This window comes from Micromonospora echinofusca, from assembly GCF_900091445.1.
In the GTDB taxonomy this organism is placed as follows: domain Bacteria; phylum Actinomycetota; class Actinomycetes; order Mycobacteriales; family Micromonosporaceae; genus Micromonospora; species Micromonospora echinofusca.
In genome coordinates this window covers 1,576,241-1,592,091 of record NZ_LT607733.1, presented here as the reverse complement: position 1 = coordinate 1,592,091, position 15,851 = coordinate 1,576,241, and the positions used below count along the sequence as shown (strand labels likewise).

Below are 15,851 nucleotides of genomic sequence, written 5' to 3'. Positions count from 1 at the left end.
ATCGCGGGGACGGGGCCCGTCGTCGTTCAGCGGGTCACTTGCCGCCGGCGAGCTTCTCCCGCAGAGCGGCGAGCGCCTCGTCGGTGGCCAGGGTGCCGGCCGGCTCCTCGGCCTGGCGGCTCGGGGCCGCGCTGGTCGAGGTGGTGGTGCCACCACCGGTGACGGCCGGAGCCGGGTTGGCAGCGGCCTCGGCGTCGGCGGCCCGGGAGGTCTGCACCTGCTTGGTGTGGGCCTCCCAGCGCTGACGCGCCTCGGCGTACTGGTTCTCCCAGGTCTCGCGCTGCTTGTCGTACCCCTCGAGCCACTCGCCCGTCTCCGGGTCGAAGCCCTCCGGGTAGATGTAGTTGCCCTCGGCGTCGTACGTCGCGGCCATGCCGTAGAGGGTCGGGTCGAAGTGCTCCTCGCCCTCGACGAAGCCCTCGTTGGCCTGCTTGAGCGACAGCGAGATCCGGCGGCGCTCCAGGTCGATGTCGATGACCTTGACCATGACCTCGGAGCCGACCTGGACGACCTGCTCCGGGATCTCCACGTGGCGCTCGGCCAGCTCGGAGATGTGGACCAGGCCCTCGATGCCGTCGTCCACCCGGACGAAGGCGCCGAACGGCACCAGCTTGGTGACCTTACCCGGCACGATCTGCTGGATCGCGTGGGTGCGGGCGAACTGACGCCACGGGTCCTCCTGGGTCGCCTTCAGCGACAGCGAGACCCGCTCGCGGTCCAGGTCGACGTCCAGGACCTCGACCTCGACCTCCTGGCCCACCTCGACGACCTCGGACGGGTGGTCGATGTGCTTCCAGGACAGCTCGGAGACGTGCACCAGGCCGTCCACGCCGCCCAGGTCGACGAACGCGCCGAAGTTGACGATCGAGGACACGACGCCCTTGCGGACCTGGCCCTTCTGGAGCTTGTTGAGGAACTCGGTGCGCACCTCGGACTGCGTCTGCTCCAGCCAGGCCCGGCGGGACAGGACCACGTTGTTGCGGTTCTTGTCCAGCTCGATGATCTTGGCTTCGAGCTCGCGGCCGACGTACGGCTGCAGGTCACGCACCCGACGCATCTCGACCAGGGACGCGGGCAGGAAGCCGCGCAGCCCGATGTCGAGGATGAGGCCACCCTTGACCACCTCGATGACCGAGCCGCGGACGACGCCGTCCTCGTCCTTGATCTTCTCGATGGTGCCCCAGGCCCGCTCGTACTGCGCCCGCTTCTTGGAGAGGATCAGACGACCCTCCTTGTCCTCCTTCTGGAGGACCAGGGCCTCGATGTGGTCACCAACCGAAACGACCTCGGCCGGGTCCACGTCGTGCTTGATCGACAACTCCCGAGAGGGGATGACGCCCTCGGTCTTGTAGCCGATGTCGAGCAGGACCTCGTCCCGATCGACCTTGACGACGGTGCCTTCGACAATGTCGCCGTCGTTGAAGTACTTGATGGTCTCGTCGATCGCGGCGAGGAAAGCCTCCTCGGAACCGAGATCGTCGTGAGTGACCCGGGTGGCGCTCGAGGGGGCCTCGATGCTGCTCGTCATGTGGGCGGTTGCTCCGGTCGGATGGTGTGTCACAGCAGGCTGGTGTGTCGCGGTGACCTGTTCGCGCCAGCGGATCCGTCGCCGGGCACACCGAAAGATCATCGCGTGAGATCATGGATGTGGCTCCGCCAGTGGTCCCGGAGACCGCGCACCTGCTCCCTGCCGAGGCACACGATCCGCGAGCGCATCGTCTAGCCTACCCGCTGTATTACCACAGCGTGCAAGGCCTCCCGCCCTCTCGTCGCCTCGTCAGCTGCGAAAGCGGAGATATCGGTAGGAAGGCGTCGCAGATGTAGCGTCCGTCACAGGAGCATCAGGGTGAACGGTAGCGCCGCACGCCACGCCACGCACCGCGGGGGTGGGCCGGCGCGCGGGTCCCCCGGGGCTAGCGTGGGCGCGTGGATGACGACAGCCGGGTGACCCGGCGCCGGGTCGGCGACGCCGAGGCCCGCCGCGCGAACCGCCGCTGGTGGGACGCCGACGCCGACGACTACCAGGCCGAGCACGGCCGGTTCCTCGGCGACCTGGACTTCGTCTGGTGCCCCGAGGGCGTGCGGGAGGCCGACGTACGGCTGCTGGGTGAGCTGTCCGGGCGGCGGGTGCTGGAACTCGGCTGCGGGGCCGCCGCCGCCGCGCGGTGGCTCGCCACCCGCGGCGCCCGGCCGGTCGCCCTCGACCTGTCCGCCGGGATGCTGCGGCACGCCGCGCTGGCGGCCGCGCGCACCGGCGTACGCGTGCCGCTGGTGCAGGCCGACGCGCTGGCCCTGCCCTTCGCCGACGCCGCGTTCGACACCGCCTGCACCGCGTTCGGGGCGATCCCCTTCGTGGCCGACTCGGCGGCGGTCATGCGCGAGGTGTTCCGGGTGCTGCGCCCCAGCGGCCGGTGGGTGTTCTCGGTGACCCACCCGATGCGGTGGATCTTCCTCGACGATCCCGGCGAGGGCGGGCTGACCGCCGTGCACTCGTACTTCGACCGCTCCCCCTACGTCGAGCAGGACGAGACCGGCGATGCCACCTACGTCGAGCAGCACCGCACGCTCGGCGACCGGGTCCGCGAGTTGGTGGGCGCCGGGTTCCGCCTGGTCGACCTCGTGGAGCCGGAGTGGCCCGAGGGGCACGAGGAGATCTGGGGGCAGTGGAGTCCGCTGCGCGGCCGGCTGTTCCCCGGCACCGCCATCTTCGTCGCGGAGAAGCCCGCCTGAGCGAGCCGGACAGTCGGTGCGACGTTCGAGGCGGGCCGCGGGGTTACGCTGAGCCGGTGAGCGCCGAGCCGATCGCGACACCACCTGGTCCCTGGTGTCCGGACCCGATGCGGCAGCAGCGTGCCGACTACACGCTGGAGGACCTGCTCGGCCTGCCGGACGACGCCCCCCGCGTCGAACTCGTCGACGGAGTCATCCAGGTGACACCCTCCCCCACCCTGGGCCACCAGGACATTTCCAGCCTGCTCTGGCTGTGGCTGCGAACCCACTGCCCCGCACACCTGCGTGCCACACAGGCCGTCGGCGTGGCCCTCAATGCGAACACCAGCCGGCAGCCGGACGTGCTGCTGTGCCGGACGGAGGTGACCGCCGACCGGTCGCTGCTCATGCCGGACGACGTCATCCTCGCGGTCGAGGTGGTGTCGCCCGGCACCCGCCGCACCGACCGGTTCGCCAAGCCCGGCGAGTACGCCGCCGCAGGCATCCCCTTCTACTGGCGGATCGAACAGGACCCCATCCACCTCTACGCCTACCGGCGGGGCGATCGGCTCGGGCCGGGCGGCGAGCGACAGTACGAACTGATCGCCGACAGCGCGGAGCTGATCGAGCTGGTCGAACCATTCGAGATCAAGCTGCCGATCGCCGACATCACGCCGTAGCCCGCGGGGCGTCGTTTCGGCCCATCGACGCCGGGTACCCGCGCGGCATGGCCGAGCAGAGCGAGTTCCGCGAGGGCGACCACGTCTCCTGGGCCAGCCACAGCGGCCGGGCGTACGGCGTGGTCAAGGAGAAGATCACCGAACGCACGCACGTGCGCGGGCACGCCGTAAACGCGTCCCCGGACGACCCGCAGTACCGGATCCGCAACGACGACCCGGGGCGGGACGTCGCACACCGACCGGAGGTGCTGCGCCATGAGCAGGGGTGACGAGGGCCGCGACACCTACCGGGAGTTCACCGAGGCGGTGAACATGAAGCCGGTCGAGCTGTCGAAGTGGCTGGAGACCGACGAGTCGAAGCAGGTCGGCTGGCACAAGGGTGGGCGCTCCGGCGGCGGCGAGTCGGTCGGGCACGAGTCCGGCCGGAAGATCATCAACCTGCTGCGGCGTAAGCGCGCCGAGCTCTCCGAGGGCGACTACCGGCACATGCGCAAGGTCGTCGGCTACGTCCGCCGGCACATGGCGCAACGCCCCTCCGGCGACGTCCGGGACACGAAGTGGCGCTGGTCGCTGATGAACTGGGGGCACGACCCCCTGAAGCGCTGAGCTCGCCCGCTTGACCCTGCCACTGACGGCAGGGTCGGACGATCCGCCCCATGAGTCGAGCGCAGCGTAGGATCGTCGTCGTCACCGGTGCGGGTACCGGGATCGGACGGGCCACCGCCCGTGAGTTCAGCGCCCAGGGGTCGCGCGTCGTCGCGGTGGGACGACGGGCCGCGCCCCTGGCGGAGACCGCCGCCGGTCACCCCGGCATCGAACCGCTGGTCGCCGACGTCACCGCCCCCGGCGCGGCGGAGCTGATCGTCGGCGCCGCCACCGAGCGGCACGGCCGCCTCGACGTCCTGGTCAACAACGCGGGCGTCGCCGGCGGCGGTCCGCTCGGTTCCCTCGTCGCGGACACAGTCGAGCGCCACCTGGCGACGAACCTGGTCGCGCCGATCCAACTCGCCCGGGCGGCGGTGCCGGCGCTGACCGACAGCCGAGGCGTCATCGTCAACGTCACCACGTCGGTCGGGTCGCGCGCCTGGCCGGGCAGTTCGCTGTACGCGGCGGGAAAGTCCGCCCTGGACTCGCTGACCCGCAGCTGGGCGGTGGAACTCGCGCCGCACGGGATCAGGGTGGTGGCGGTCGCGCCCGGCGCCGTCGACACCCCGATCGGCGTTCACCAGGGGCTGACGCCGCAGCAGCGTGCCGAGGTACGCCGGTGGCAGGTGGCGCGCACGCCGCTGGGACGCGTCGGCCGCCCCGCGGAGGTGGCGTGGGCGATCCTGCACCTCGCCGACCCGGCGGCCGGCTTCGTCACCGGCATCGTGCTGCCGGTCGACGGCGGCGCCGTGATCGCGTGACGGCGCCGCGCGCCGCACTGGTAGAACGGTGCCCGGAGGTGCGGACCATGCTGATCGGCGAGCTGGCGGCGGCCACCGGCGCCACGCCGCGCGCGCTGCGGCACTACGAGCGGCACGGTCTGATCGACTCCCGGCGGGCCCACAACGGCTACCGCGTCTACGACGCGCGGTCGGTCGGCCGGGTGCGCAACATCCGCCACCTGCTGGCCGCCGGCCTGACGCTCGACGACGTACGGACGTTCCTGCCCTGCCTCGACGGCGACGTGGCCGCCGCCGCGCCCGCACCGGCCGGCGTCCGGGTCGCCCTGGACCGGCTCGCGGTGCTCGACGCCCGCATCGCGGCGCAGACGGCGGTACGCGACCGGCTGGCGGCTGCCCTGCGCGCGGCGGGCACGGCTGTCCCAAACGGCTGACCACGACGCGGACCTTGCCCCGATCACGTCCGTCCCGCGTGGTTCGACGGGCGACGCGGGCCCGGCCGTCCTACCCCGACCACGTCCGTTCCGCGCGGTTCGACGGGCGACGCCGGCCCTGCCGCCCTCCCCGGGCAGGGCCGGGTGCCGACGCGCGGCGGGACGGTGCCCGTCAGTGGTCGGCGCTGTTCCAGTCGCGCCCCTCGCCGACGGAGACCTCCAGCGGCACCGACAGCGGGTGCGCCGCGCCCATCTCCCGCCGCACCAGCGCCTCCAGGGTCTCCCGTTCGCCGGGGGCGACCTCGAACACCAGCTCGTCGTGCACCTGGAGCAGCATCCGCGAGCGCAGGCCCGCCTCCCGCAGGGCGGTGTCGACGTGCAGCATGGCGACCTTGATGATGTCGGCCGCCGAGCCCTGGATGGGGGCGTTGAGCGCCATCCGCTCGGCCATCTCCCGGCGCTGCCGGTTGTCGCTGACCAGGTCGGGCAGGTAGCGGCGGCGGCCCAGGATGGTCGAGGTGTAGCCGTCGTGGCGGGCGCGGGCGACGACCTCCTGGAGGTAGTCGCGCACCCCGCCGAACCCGGCGAAGTAGTTCTCCATCAGCCCGCGCGCCTCCTCGGCGGTGATCCCGAGCTGCTGGGAGAGGCCGAACGCGCTCAGCCCGTACGCCAAGCCGTAGTTCATCGCCTTGATCTTGCGCCGCTGGTCGGCGGTGACCTCGTCCACCGGCACCCCGAAGACCGACGAGGCGGTGGCGGCGTGGAAGTCGGCGCCGGAGTTGAACGCCTCGATGAGCGCCTCGTCCGACGACAGGTGCGCCATGATCCGCATCTCGATCTGGCTGTAGTCGGCGGTCAGCAGGCAGTCGTAGCCCTCCCCCACCACGAAGGCCCGCCGGATGCGGCGGCCCTCCTCGGTGCGGATCGGGATGTTCTGCAGGTTGGGCTCGGTCGAGGAGAGCCGTCCGGTGGCCGCCACCGTCTGGTTGAAGGTGGTGTGGATGCGGCCGTCGTCGGAGACCGACTTGAGCAGCCCGTCGACGGTCGTCTTCAGCTTCGCCACGTCGCGGTGGCGCAGCAGGTGGGCCAGCACCGGGTGCGGGTTCTGCGCGTGGAGCCACTGGAGGGCGTCGGCGTCGGTGGTGTAGCCGGTCTTGATCTTCTTGGTCTTGGGCAGGCCCAGCTCGCCGAAGAGGATCTCCTGCAACTGCTTCGGCGAACCGAGGTTGAACTCCCGGCCGACCGCCTCGTACGCCCCCTGGGCGGCGGCCTTCACCTCGGCGGCGAAGTGTGCCTCCAGCTCGGAGAGGTAGTGCGTGTCGGCGGCGATGCCGGTGCGCTCCATGCCGGCGAGCACCCGCATCAGCGGCAGCTCCACCCCGGCCATCAGCCGCGCCGACTGCTCGCCGTCGCGGGACAGCTCGGCGTCGATCGCGTCGGCCAGGTCGAGGGTGGCGCGGGCCTGGAGCATGAGGTTCTGCTCCGCCTCGGCGTCGTTACCGAGCCCCTCGAGGGTGAGCTGGCCGGTCTCCGGGGCGTCGACCCGCAGCTCGCGGTGCAGGTAGCGCAGGGCCAGGTCGGTCAGGTCGTAGGAGCGCTGGTCGGGGCGGGCCAGGTAGGCGGCGATCTGCGTGTCGCGCAGGATGCCCTCCAGGCTCCAGCCGTGCGCGGCGAACGCCAGCACCGCCGGCTTGCTGTCGTGCAGCACCTTGGGCCGCCCGGCGTCGGCCAGCCAGGCCGCCAGGGCCGCCTCGTCGGTCGGCTCCAGGGTGGCGGGGTCGACCCAGGCCGCCGCGCCGCCGGCGGTGGCCAGCGCAAGCCCGGTCACCGAGGCGGTGTGCCGGCGGTTGGGGCCGGTGTCGAACTTCGCCGCCACGCCCACCGGGGTGTCGGCCGGCGCGTGCGTCTCCAGCCACCCGGCGAGCGCGCCGGGCTCGGTGAGCACCTCGCCGGTCAGGTCGAACCCGGACTCGGCCTCCGGCTCCACCGCCTCCAGGTACTGGTAGAGCCGGTCCCGCAGGATGCGGAACTCGAGGGTGTCGAAGACCTGGTGGACGGCCTCGCGGTCCCATCCCTCCCAGCGCGTCTCCTCGGGGCGCAGCGGCAGCTCCACGTCGGAGACGAGGCAGTTGATCTCGTAGTTGCGGATCACGTCGGCGAGCCGCTCGCGCAGGCTGTCGCCGGCCTTGCCCTTGATCTCGTCGGCCCGCGCGACGACCCCGTCGACCCCGCCGTACGTGGTGATCCACTTCGCGGCGGTCTTCGGGCCGACACCGGGCACGCCGGGCAGGTTGTCGCTGGTCTCGCCCACCAGGGCGGCCAGGTCGCGGTAGCGCTCCGGGGGGACGCCGTACTTCGCCTCGATCGCCGCCGGGTCCATCCGGGCCAGGTCGGAGACGCCCTTGCGCGGGTAGAGCACCGTGATCCGGTCGCCGACGAGCTGGAACGCGTCCCGGTCGCCGCTGCTGATCAGCACCGACATGCCCTGGTCGCGGGCCTGGCAGGCGAGGGTGGCGATGATGTCGTCGGCCTCGAAGCCCTCCTTCTCCACCACCGGGATGCGCAGCGCCGCGAGGACCTCCTTGACCAGGCTCACCTGGCCCTTGAAGTCGGTCGGGGTCTCGCTGCGGCCGGCCTTGTACTCCGCGTACTTCTCCGTGCGGAAGGAGCGGCGGGAGACGTCGAAGGCGACCACGATGTGCGTCGGCTGCTCGTCGCGCAGCACGTTGATCAGCATGGACGTGAAGCCGTAGACCGCGTTGGTCGGCTGCCCCGTCGTGGTGGAGAAGTTCTCCACCGGCAGGGCGAAGAACGCCCGGTATGCCATGGAATGTCCGTCGACGAGAAGCAGGCGCGGCGTCGTAGCTGTCACGGCAGCGACTCTAGTCGCCCGCTCCGACACTCCCGGACACCGGCACGGACGCGACACGCGACGGATGCCACCGGCACGCGGCGCGACCGCCACGGACGTCACCGGCACGGGATGCCGGCGCGGCCCGGGCGGGGCCGCGCCGGCATCCCGCCTCAGAGCACCTTGGCCAGGAACGCCTTCGTCCGGTCGTGCCGGGGGTTGGCGATCACCTCGCGGGGCACCCCGGACTCGACCACGACGCCGCCGTCCATGAAGACCAGCGAGTCGCCGACCTCGCGGGCGAAGCCGATCTCGTGGGTGACGACGATCATCGTCATGCCGTCGCGGGCCAGGTCCTTCATCACGTCGAGCACCTCGCCGACCAGCTCGGGGTCGAGCGCGCTGGTCGGCTCGTCGAAGAGCATCAGCTTCGGCCGCATCGCCAGCGCCCGGGCGATCGCCACCCGCTGCTGCTGGCCGCCGGAGAGCTGGCTCGGGTAGTTGCCGAGCTTGTCGCCCAGCCCCACCCGCTCCAGCAGCGCGGCGGCCCGGTCCCGGGCGGCGGCCTTCTTCTCCCGGCCCAGCAGCACCGGCGCCTCGGCGACGTTCTGCAGGGCGGTCATGTGCGGGAAGAGGTTGAACCGCTGGAACACCATGCCGATCGCCCGGCGCTGGGCGGCGACGTCGGACTCGCGCATCTCGTGCAGCTTGCCGCCGCGCTCGCGGTAACCGATCAGGTCGCCGTCCACCCAGATGCGGCCGGCGTTGATCTTTTCCAGGTGGTTGATGCAGCGCAGGAACGTCGACTTGCCGGAGCCCGAGGGGCCCAGCAGGCAGCACACCTCGCCGCTGCGCACCTCCAGGTCGATGCCCTTGAGCACCTCGATCGACCCGAACGACTTGTGCACCTGCTCGGCCCGGACCATCGGCCCGGGCCCCGTCGCGGGCCCGCCGGCCTGCGCCGGCACTGTCAGCTCGGTCATGCGCCGCCCGCCTTCCCGGTCGTGCCGCCGCTCTCCGCCGTGATCGCCCGCAGCCTGGTCCTGGCCCGTCCGCTGCGCCCGACGCCCTTGGAGAAGTGCCGCTCCAGGTAGTACTGCCCGACCAGCAGCACGCTGGTCAGCAGCAGGTACCAGATGGTCGCCGCGACCAGCATCGGAAAGACCTGGAAGGTACGGCTGCCCACGGCCCTGAGCTGGAAGAACAGCTCCATCGAGACCGGCACGAAGGCCACCAGCGAGGTGTCCTTGAGCATCGCGATGGTCTCGTTGCCGGTCGGCGGGACGATCACCCGCATGGCCTGCGGCAGCACGATGCGGCGCAGGATCTGCCCTCGCCGCATGCCCAGCGCCTGGGCGGCCTCCGTCTGGCCCTCGTCGACCGACTGGATGCCGGCCCGGACGATCTCCGCCATGTAGGCGGCCTCGGACAGGCCCAGCGCCAACATGCCGGCGACGAAACCGGTCAGGATGTCCACCGCCGAGAAGCCGAACAGCCGCGCCTCAAAGTCGTCGACCCCGAACAGGGCGCCGATCTGCCGGTCGAAGGGCAGGCCGAACTCGATGCGCGCCCAGAGGATGCCCAGGTTGCCGAAGAGGATCGCCAGCACCAGCCGGGGCACCGCCCGGAAGAACCAGGTGTACGCCCAGGCGACGCCGCGCAGGATCGGGTTCTCCGACAGCCGCATGATGGCGATGACGACGCCCAGCCCGATGCCGATCAGCATGGCGGTCAGCAGCAGCGCGATGCTGCCGCGTACCCCCGCCATGATCGGCGGGCGGAACATCTCGTCGACCATGAACGACCAGTTGAACGCCTTGTTCGTCACCAGCAGGTGCACGAACATGGCCACCAGCACCCCGATCACGGCGACGGCGACCCAGCGCCCGGGATGCCGCACGGGCACGGCGCGGATGGGTTCCGGCCGTGCCCGCTCGGGTGTGTCCGTCTCGACCGACATGGTCAGCTGGTCGGGTTCAGTGCCGGGGTCGTGATGGCGCCGCCCTCGACGCCCCACTTCTTCAGCGCGCCCTCGTACGTGCCGTCGGCGATGACCGCCGCGACGGCCTCCTTGAGCACCTCGGCGAACGCGGCCTGGTCCTTCTTCACCGCGTAGCCGTACGGGGCCGACTCGTAGATGTCGCCGAGCAGCTCCAGCTGGCCGTTGCTCTGCTTCACCGCGTACGCCCCGACCGGGGAGTCGGCCAGCATGGCGTCGTCCTTGCCGCTGACCACCGCGGCGGTGGCGTCGCTCTGCGCCTGGTACTGGTCGATGGTGATGGCCGGCTTGCCGGCGTCGGTGCACTTCTTCGACCGGGCGGTGATGTCGTCGAGCTGCACGGTGCCGACCTGCACGGCGATCTTCTTGCCGCAGGCGTTCTCGGTGTCGACCTTGGCCGGGTTGCCGGCCTTGGTCGCCCACTGGGTGCCGGCCGAGTAGTAACTGACCATGTTGACGGTCTTCATCCGGTCGGCGTTGATGGTGAACGACGAGACGCCGACCTCGTACTTGCCCGAGTCGACGCCCGGCAGGATCGCGTCGAACGGCGCCGACTCGTACTCGGCCTTGAGGCCGAGCTTCTGCGCGACCGCGTTGAACAGCTCGATGTCGAAGCCGACGACCGTCTTGCCGTCGGCGTCGAGGAACTCCGCCGGGGCGTACGTCGAGTCGGTGCCGACCTTGATCACACCGTCGGCCTTGATGGCGTCGGGCACCTTCGCGGCCAGCGCCGAGTCGGCGGCGGCGGTGACGCTCGGGCCGGCGCCGGGCTGCTCGGTGTTCTCCTTCTCGCCGCAGCCGGCCAGCGAGAGGGCGAGCAGCGCGGCGCCGGTGACGCCGAGGGCGGCCCGGCGGCCACCACTGATGAGGAACATGGGGTACTCCTTGCGATGAGGGGTGACGGCCGGTCAGGCCACGCCGAGGTAGGCCTCTTTGACCGCCGGGTCGTGCAGCAGCTCGGCGCCGGTGCCGCTCTTGACGATCCGGCCGGTCTCCAGCACGTACGCCCGGTGGGCGCGGGCCAGCGCCTGCTGGGCGTTCTGCTCCACCAGCAGGACGGTGGTGCCCTGCTGGTTGATCTCGACGATGATGTCGAAGATCTGCTGGATCAGCATCGGGGCCAGACCCATCGAGGGCTCGTCGAGCAGCAGCAGCTTCGGCCGGCTCATCAGCGCCCGCCCGACGGCCAGCATCTGCTGCTCGCCGCCGGAGAGGGTGCCGCCCTGCTGCCTGCGCCGCTCGGCCAGGCGCGGGAAGAGCCCCAGCACCCGGTCGAGGTCCTGGGCGATGCCGGCCCGGTCACGCCGGGTGTACGCGCCCATGTCCAGGTTCTCCAGCACCGTCATGCCCGGGAAGATCCCCCGGCCCTCGGGGGCCTGGCACAGCCCCCGCCGGACCCGCAGGTCCGCCCGGAGCTTCGTGATGTCCTCGCCGTTGAACCGGATGCTGCCGCTGGCGACCGGCCGGATCCCGGAGATCGCCCGCATCGTGGTCGACTTGCCGGCGCCGTTGGCGCCGATGAGGGCGACGATCTCGCCCTCGTCCACCGTCAGGCTGATGCCGTGCAGCGCCTGGATCCGCCCGTAGAGCAGGCTCACATCGTCGATCTCAAGCAGCATCGTCCGGCACCCCCAGGTACGCCGCGATCACCTTCGGGTTCTCCCGCACCTCGGCGGGCAGCCCGTCGGCGATCTTCTTTCCGAACTCCAGCACCACGATCCGGTCGGTGACCCCCATGACGAGGCGCATGTCGTGCTCGATGAGCAGCACGGTCACGCCGGTGTCCCGGATCTGCCGGATGAGCTGGAGCAGTTCCTCCTTCTCCGCCGGGTTGAAGCCGGCGGCCGGCTCGTCCAGGCAGAGCAGCACGGGGTCGGTGGCCAGCGCGCGGGCGATCTCCAGCCGCCGCTGCTCGCCGTAGGAGAGGTTGCGGGCGAACTCGTGCATCCGCTTGCGGATGCCGACGAACTCGAGCAGGCGCTCGGCCTTCTCCCGGCCCTCGCGCTCCTCCTTCCAGTGCCGCGGCAGGCGGAACAGCGCGGAGACGACGCTGGTCTTGTGGTGCGCGTCGGCACCGACCTGGACGTTCTCCAGTGCGGTCATCTCCGGGAAGAGGCGGATGTTCTGGAACGTCCGCGCCATGCCCATCTTGGTGATGTGGTGCCGCTTCTTGCCGCTGATCTTCTGACCGCGGAACCGGATCTCACCCTCGGTGGGCTGGTAGATGCCGGTCATGGCGTTGAAGCAGGTGGTCTTGCCGGCGCCGTTCGGGCCGATCAGACCGAGGATCTCGCCCTTGTAGAGGGTGAAGTCCACCTGGTTCAGGGCGACCACGCCGCCGAAGCGCAGCGTGACGTTGTCGACCTCCAGCAGCGGCTCCCGGGTGGGCACCGCCTCCACTGCCGGCGCGCCGGCCTGCGCCGGAACGGTCGGCGTCAGCTCGGTGTCACTCACCGACGGTCACCTCCTTGCGACGATCCTTGAACTCCGCCGCACGTCGTCGGTTGGGGATCAGACCCTCCGGCCGGAAGATCATCATGACCACCAGCACCAGGCCGAAGAACAGGAACCGGTACTCGTACAGCTCGATGCCGAACAGCTCGATGCCGCGGAACCGCTCGATCATGTACGCCACCAGGCCACCGCCGACGATCGCGCCGACGATGTTGCCCGAGCCGCCGAAGATGACCGCGGCCAGGATGATGATCGAGTTCAGCAGCTCGAAGTTCTGCGAGTTGACGAAGTTCTGCTTACCCGCGAAGAGCGCGCCGGCCAGGCCGGCGATCGCGGCACCCGCGGCGAACGCCCACAGCTTGAACTTGAACGTCGGCACGCCCATGAGCTGCGCGGCGTCCTCGTCCTCCCGGATGGAGATCCAGGCCCGACCGACCCGACTGTGGGTCAGGTTCCGTACCCCGATCACCACCAGGATGATCAGCGTGAGCACGAGCCAGTAGTACGGCCGGGCGTCGAGCACGCCGAAGACCGGCTTGCCGTCGGCGAACTCGCCGGGCGGGTGCGGGATCTGGTTGAAGCCGCGCTGGCCCCGGAGGAACTCCGAGCTGACCGCCCCGATCCGGATCATCTCGGCGAAGCCGAGCGTCACCAGCGCCAGGTAGTCGCCCCGCAGCCGCAGGGTCGGCGTACCGAGCATCACGCCGGAGACCATCGTCAGGGCGATCGCCACCGGCACCGCCAGCAGCCACGGCCACAGCGTCTTGAGGTTGCTGCTCGGCGACGTCAGCACGGCCACGGTGTACGCGCCCACGGCGAAGAAGCCGAAGTAGCCGAGGTCGAGCAGGCCGGCGAAGCCGACCACGATGTTCAGGCCGACGGCCAGCAGCACGTAGATCGAGACGGTGAACATCACCTGGGTGAAGTTCGCACCGGGGGTCGGGATCGGCCCGAGGTACTGGTAGAACTCCCTGTTCGGCAGCGCGTAGAAGAACACGATCACCGCGGCCAGCAGCGCCCAGCGCACCCAGCGCGGCGCGTGGTGCCACCGTTCGCCGACCGCCTCGCGGCCGGAGCGCACCTTGTCCAATACGGTCGTCATGCCCGTGCCCTCCCCAGCGACTCGCCCAGCAGACCGGTCGGCCGGAACATCAGCAGCACCACCAGCAGTGCGAAGGCGGCGAAGTCCTTCCACTGCGTGCCGAACAGGCCGGAGGCGTAGTTCTCCACCACGCCCAGCAGCAGGCCGCCGACGAGCGCACCGCGCAGGTTGCCGATGCCGCCGAGCACCGCCGCGGTGAAGGCCTTCAGGCCGAGCAGGAAGCCGACGCTGTAGGTGAGGGTCTGGATCCGCACGTCGTAGAGGAGACCGGCGACGCCGGCCATCGCGCCACCGGCGATGAAGACGATCATGATGATCCGGTCCTTGTTCACGCCCATCAGCGCGGCGGTGTTGGCGTCCTGGGCGACCGCCCGGATGCCGCGGCCGACCCGGCTGCGGTTGATGAACATGTCCAGCGCGACCATCATCACCAGCGCGGCGCCGATGGTCAGCAGCTGGACGGCGTCGATCGGCACGCCGAAGATCTCGAACAGCGGCTTGGAGCTGACCAGCGACGGTGCGCCCTCGGGACGGCGACGGGTCCAGATGCCGAACGCCTCCGCGATGGCGATGGACGCGCCGATCGCGGTGATCAGGAAGGCCAGCGGCGGGGCGTTGCGCTTACGCAACGGCCGGTACGCCACCCGCTCGATGACCGTTGCGGTGGTCGCCGAGGCGATCGCCGCGACGACCATCGCCACGAGAAGGTAGAAAATGATCGAGCCGACGCCGCTCACCTGCGAGTTCTGGTCGAGACCGAACCAGTTCCAGGTCCAGATCGCGAAGAACGCGCCGGCGATGAAGACCTCGGAGTGGGCGAAGTTGATGAGTTTCAGCACGCCGTAGACCAGCGTGTAGCCCAGCGCGACCAGGGCGTAGATGGCGCCCTGCGTCAGGCCGGTCGTGGTGAGTTCTCCGAAGTTGGAGAACAGTCCGTCGAAGTTCAAGGGAGGGACGCTCCATCAGTGTCTGGAGAGAAAAATGGGGTGCGGCCGGGAGCGAGCTCCCGGCCGCACCCGCGATCACAACTCAATCGCCGTAGCAGCGACCGGCGTCAGGACTTCGGGATCTCCTGGTCCGGAACGACCTTGCCGTCCTTGACCTTGAAGGCCCAGACCTTGACCTGCGCGGGGTCGAGCTCGCCGCCCTCGACGAACTTGTAGGTCGCCGCGACGCCCTCGCCGCTGTAGCCCTTCACGAACTCCAGCAGGCCCTCACGGGTGGTCTTGCCAGCCTTGATGCCGGCGAGCAGGATGTTCGCCGCGTCGTAGGCCGTGTCGCTGTAGGTGCCCGGCTCACTGCCGTTGAGCGCCTTGAACTCCTCCTTGAAGGTGCCGCGCGCCTCGGCGGCCGGCTGGCACGGGCAGGTGAGGATGGTGCCCTCGGCCGCCGCCGCACCAGCGGAGGTGATGTACGCGGCGTCGTTCACGCCGTCGCCGGCGATCATCGGAGCGGTGATCCCGGCAGCGGTGAGCTGCTTGCGGATCAGGCCGGCCTCCTGGTAGTAGCCGCCGTAGAAGATCGCGTTGACGTTCGCGGCCTTGACCTTGGTGACGACCGCCGAGAACTCGGTCTGCTTGCCGTCGCCCTGGACCTTGTCCGAGCCGACGACCGCCGGGCCGAGCAGCTTCTTGACCTCGTCGGCCAGGCCGGCGCCGTACGCGGACTGGTCGTCGATGACGTAGACCTTGTCGGCCTTCAGCACGTTCTTGATGTAGTTGCCGGCCCCCGGGCCCTGGCTCAGGTCGTTGCCGACCGCGCGGAAGAACGTCTTCCAGCCCTGCTTGGCGAGCGTCGGGTTCGTGGCGGACGGGGTGATGGTCACCAGACCGGCTTCGTTGAAGAGCGGACCGGCGGCCTCCGACTCACCCGAGTAGGCCGGGCCGACGATGCCGAGGATCTTCGCGTCGTCGATGGCCTTCTGCGCCAGACCGGGCGCCTGGTCCGGGCTGCCCTGCGAGTCCAGGGCAACCAGCTCGACCTTGCAGTCGGCGTTCTCCTTGTTGTACTTGTCGACCGCCAGCTTGACGCCGTTGTTCTCGTTGATGCCGAGCGCCGCCGACGGACCCGTCAGCGCGCCGAAGAACGCGATCTTGTTGCCGCAGGCGTCGCCACCGGACGCCGTGTCGTCGCTACCGCTGGAGCATGCGGTGCCGCCGGCGACGAGCGCCAGCATGGCGACCCCACCGATAACGCGCGCGAGCTTCTGCCTCAAGGCCCGAACCCTCCTCCGTCCC

At 70.5% G+C, this 15,851-nt stretch carries 16 protein-coding genes; 6 read left to right on the top strand and 10 right to left on the bottom strand.

Features of this window, described 5'->3' with window-relative positions:
• Positions 1-34 precede the first annotated feature (34 nt).
• Complete coding sequence (rpsA, locus tag GA0070610_RS07345) at positions 35-1,630, bottom strand: 30S ribosomal protein S1 (protein ID WP_088999324.1); 1,596 nt, start codon at positions 1,628-1,630, stop codon at positions 35-37.
• A 296-nt stretch (positions 1,631-1,926) separates the two neighbouring features.
• On the opposite strand from rpsA, the gene GA0070610_RS07340 reads away from it, so the two are divergent.
• Genes GA0070610_RS07340 through GA0070610_RS07315 form a run of 6 tightly spaced genes read left to right on the top strand, consistent with a single transcriptional unit; the run spans position 1,927 to position 5,208 of the window.
• Positions 1,927-2,730, top strand: a complete 804-nt coding sequence (locus GA0070610_RS07340) for a class I SAM-dependent methyltransferase (RefSeq protein ID WP_088999323.1) — start codon at positions 1,927-1,929, stop codon at positions 2,728-2,730.
• Positions 2,731-2,786: 56 nt separating this feature from the next.
• Positions 2,787-3,389 carry a Uma2 family endonuclease gene (locus GA0070610_RS07335; protein WP_231925941.1) on the top strand — a complete coding sequence of 201 codons (603 nt, stop codon included), beginning with the start codon at positions 2,787-2,789 and terminating at the stop codon, positions 3,387-3,389.
• 47 nt (positions 3,390-3,436) lie between these two features.
• Positions 3,437-3,658, top strand: coding sequence for a hypervirulence associated TUDOR domain-containing protein (locus tag GA0070610_RS07330; protein WP_088999321.1), 222 nt, complete (start codon positions 3,437-3,439; stop codon positions 3,656-3,658).
• Positions 3,645-3,995 (top strand): DUF3140 domain-containing protein, encoded by a 351-nt coding sequence (locus GA0070610_RS07325; protein ID WP_088999320.1) that lies wholly within the window; start codon positions 3,645-3,647, stop codon positions 3,993-3,995. Before GA0070610_RS07330 ends, GA0070610_RS07325 begins: the two co-directional genes overlap by 14 nt.
• 50 nt (positions 3,996-4,045) lie before the next feature.
• A complete protein-coding gene (locus GA0070610_RS07320) occupies positions 4,046-4,795 on the top strand; it encodes an SDR family NAD(P)-dependent oxidoreductase (RefSeq protein ID WP_088999319.1) in 750 nt (249 codons plus the stop codon).
• A gap of 47 nt (positions 4,796-4,842) precedes the next feature.
• Positions 4,843-5,208 (top strand): MerR family transcriptional regulator, encoded by a 366-nt coding sequence (locus GA0070610_RS07315; protein WP_088999318.1) that lies wholly within the window; start codon positions 4,843-4,845, stop codon positions 5,206-5,208.
• A gap of 172 nt (positions 5,209-5,380) precedes the next feature.
• Here the strand turns inward: GA0070610_RS07315 and polA are convergent, their stop codons facing one another.
• The 9 genes from polA to GA0070610_RS07270 all read right to left on the bottom strand — a co-directional run bounded on the left by polA (position 5,381) and on the right by GA0070610_RS07270 (position 15,829).
• Complete coding sequence (gene polA, locus GA0070610_RS07310; RefSeq protein ID WP_088999317.1) at positions 5,381-8,080, bottom strand: DNA polymerase I; 2,700 nt, start codon at positions 8,078-8,080, stop codon at positions 5,381-5,383.
• 152 nt (positions 8,081-8,232) lie between these two features.
• Entirely contained in the window at positions 8,233-9,042 is an 810-nt protein-coding gene (locus tag GA0070610_RS07305; RefSeq protein ID WP_088999316.1) for an amino acid ABC transporter ATP-binding protein, read from the bottom strand.
• The gene (locus tag GA0070610_RS07300) at positions 9,039-10,019 is read right to left on the bottom strand and encodes an amino acid ABC transporter permease (RefSeq protein WP_088999315.1); all 981 of its coding nucleotides are present in this window, start codon (positions 10,017-10,019) and stop codon (positions 9,039-9,041) included. The genes GA0070610_RS07305 and GA0070610_RS07300 overlap by 4 nt, the downstream gene beginning before the upstream one ends.
• Positions 10,020-10,021: 2 nt before the next feature.
• Positions 10,022-10,933: an ABC transporter substrate-binding protein gene (locus tag GA0070610_RS07295; protein WP_088999314.1), complete on the bottom strand. Its 912-nt coding sequence runs from the start codon at positions 10,931-10,933 to the stop codon at positions 10,022-10,024.
• Positions 10,934-10,966: 33 nt separating this feature from the next.
• Positions 10,967-11,677 (bottom strand): ABC transporter ATP-binding protein, encoded by a 711-nt coding sequence (locus tag GA0070610_RS07290; protein WP_088999313.1) that lies wholly within the window; start codon positions 11,675-11,677, stop codon positions 10,967-10,969.
• Positions 11,667-12,512 carry an ABC transporter ATP-binding protein gene (locus tag GA0070610_RS07285; RefSeq protein WP_088999312.1) on the bottom strand — a complete coding sequence of 282 codons (846 nt, stop codon included), beginning with the start codon at positions 12,510-12,512 and terminating at the stop codon, positions 11,667-11,669. Before GA0070610_RS07285 ends, GA0070610_RS07290 begins: the two co-directional genes overlap by 11 nt.
• Entirely contained in the window at positions 12,505-13,614 is a 1,110-nt protein-coding gene (locus GA0070610_RS07280) for a branched-chain amino acid ABC transporter permease (RefSeq protein ID WP_088999311.1), read from the bottom strand. The genes GA0070610_RS07285 and GA0070610_RS07280 overlap by 8 nt, the downstream gene beginning before the upstream one ends.
• Positions 13,611-14,561 (bottom strand): branched-chain amino acid ABC transporter permease, encoded by a 951-nt coding sequence (locus GA0070610_RS07275; protein WP_088999310.1) that lies wholly within the window; start codon positions 14,559-14,561, stop codon positions 13,611-13,613. Before GA0070610_RS07275 ends, GA0070610_RS07280 begins: the two co-directional genes overlap by 4 nt.
• Before the next feature lie 107 nt (positions 14,562-14,668).
• Positions 14,669-15,829 (bottom strand): branched-chain amino acid ABC transporter substrate-binding protein, encoded by a 1,161-nt coding sequence (locus GA0070610_RS07270; protein WP_088999309.1) that lies wholly within the window; start codon positions 15,827-15,829, stop codon positions 14,669-14,671.
• Positions 15,830-15,851 lie beyond the last annotated feature (22 nt).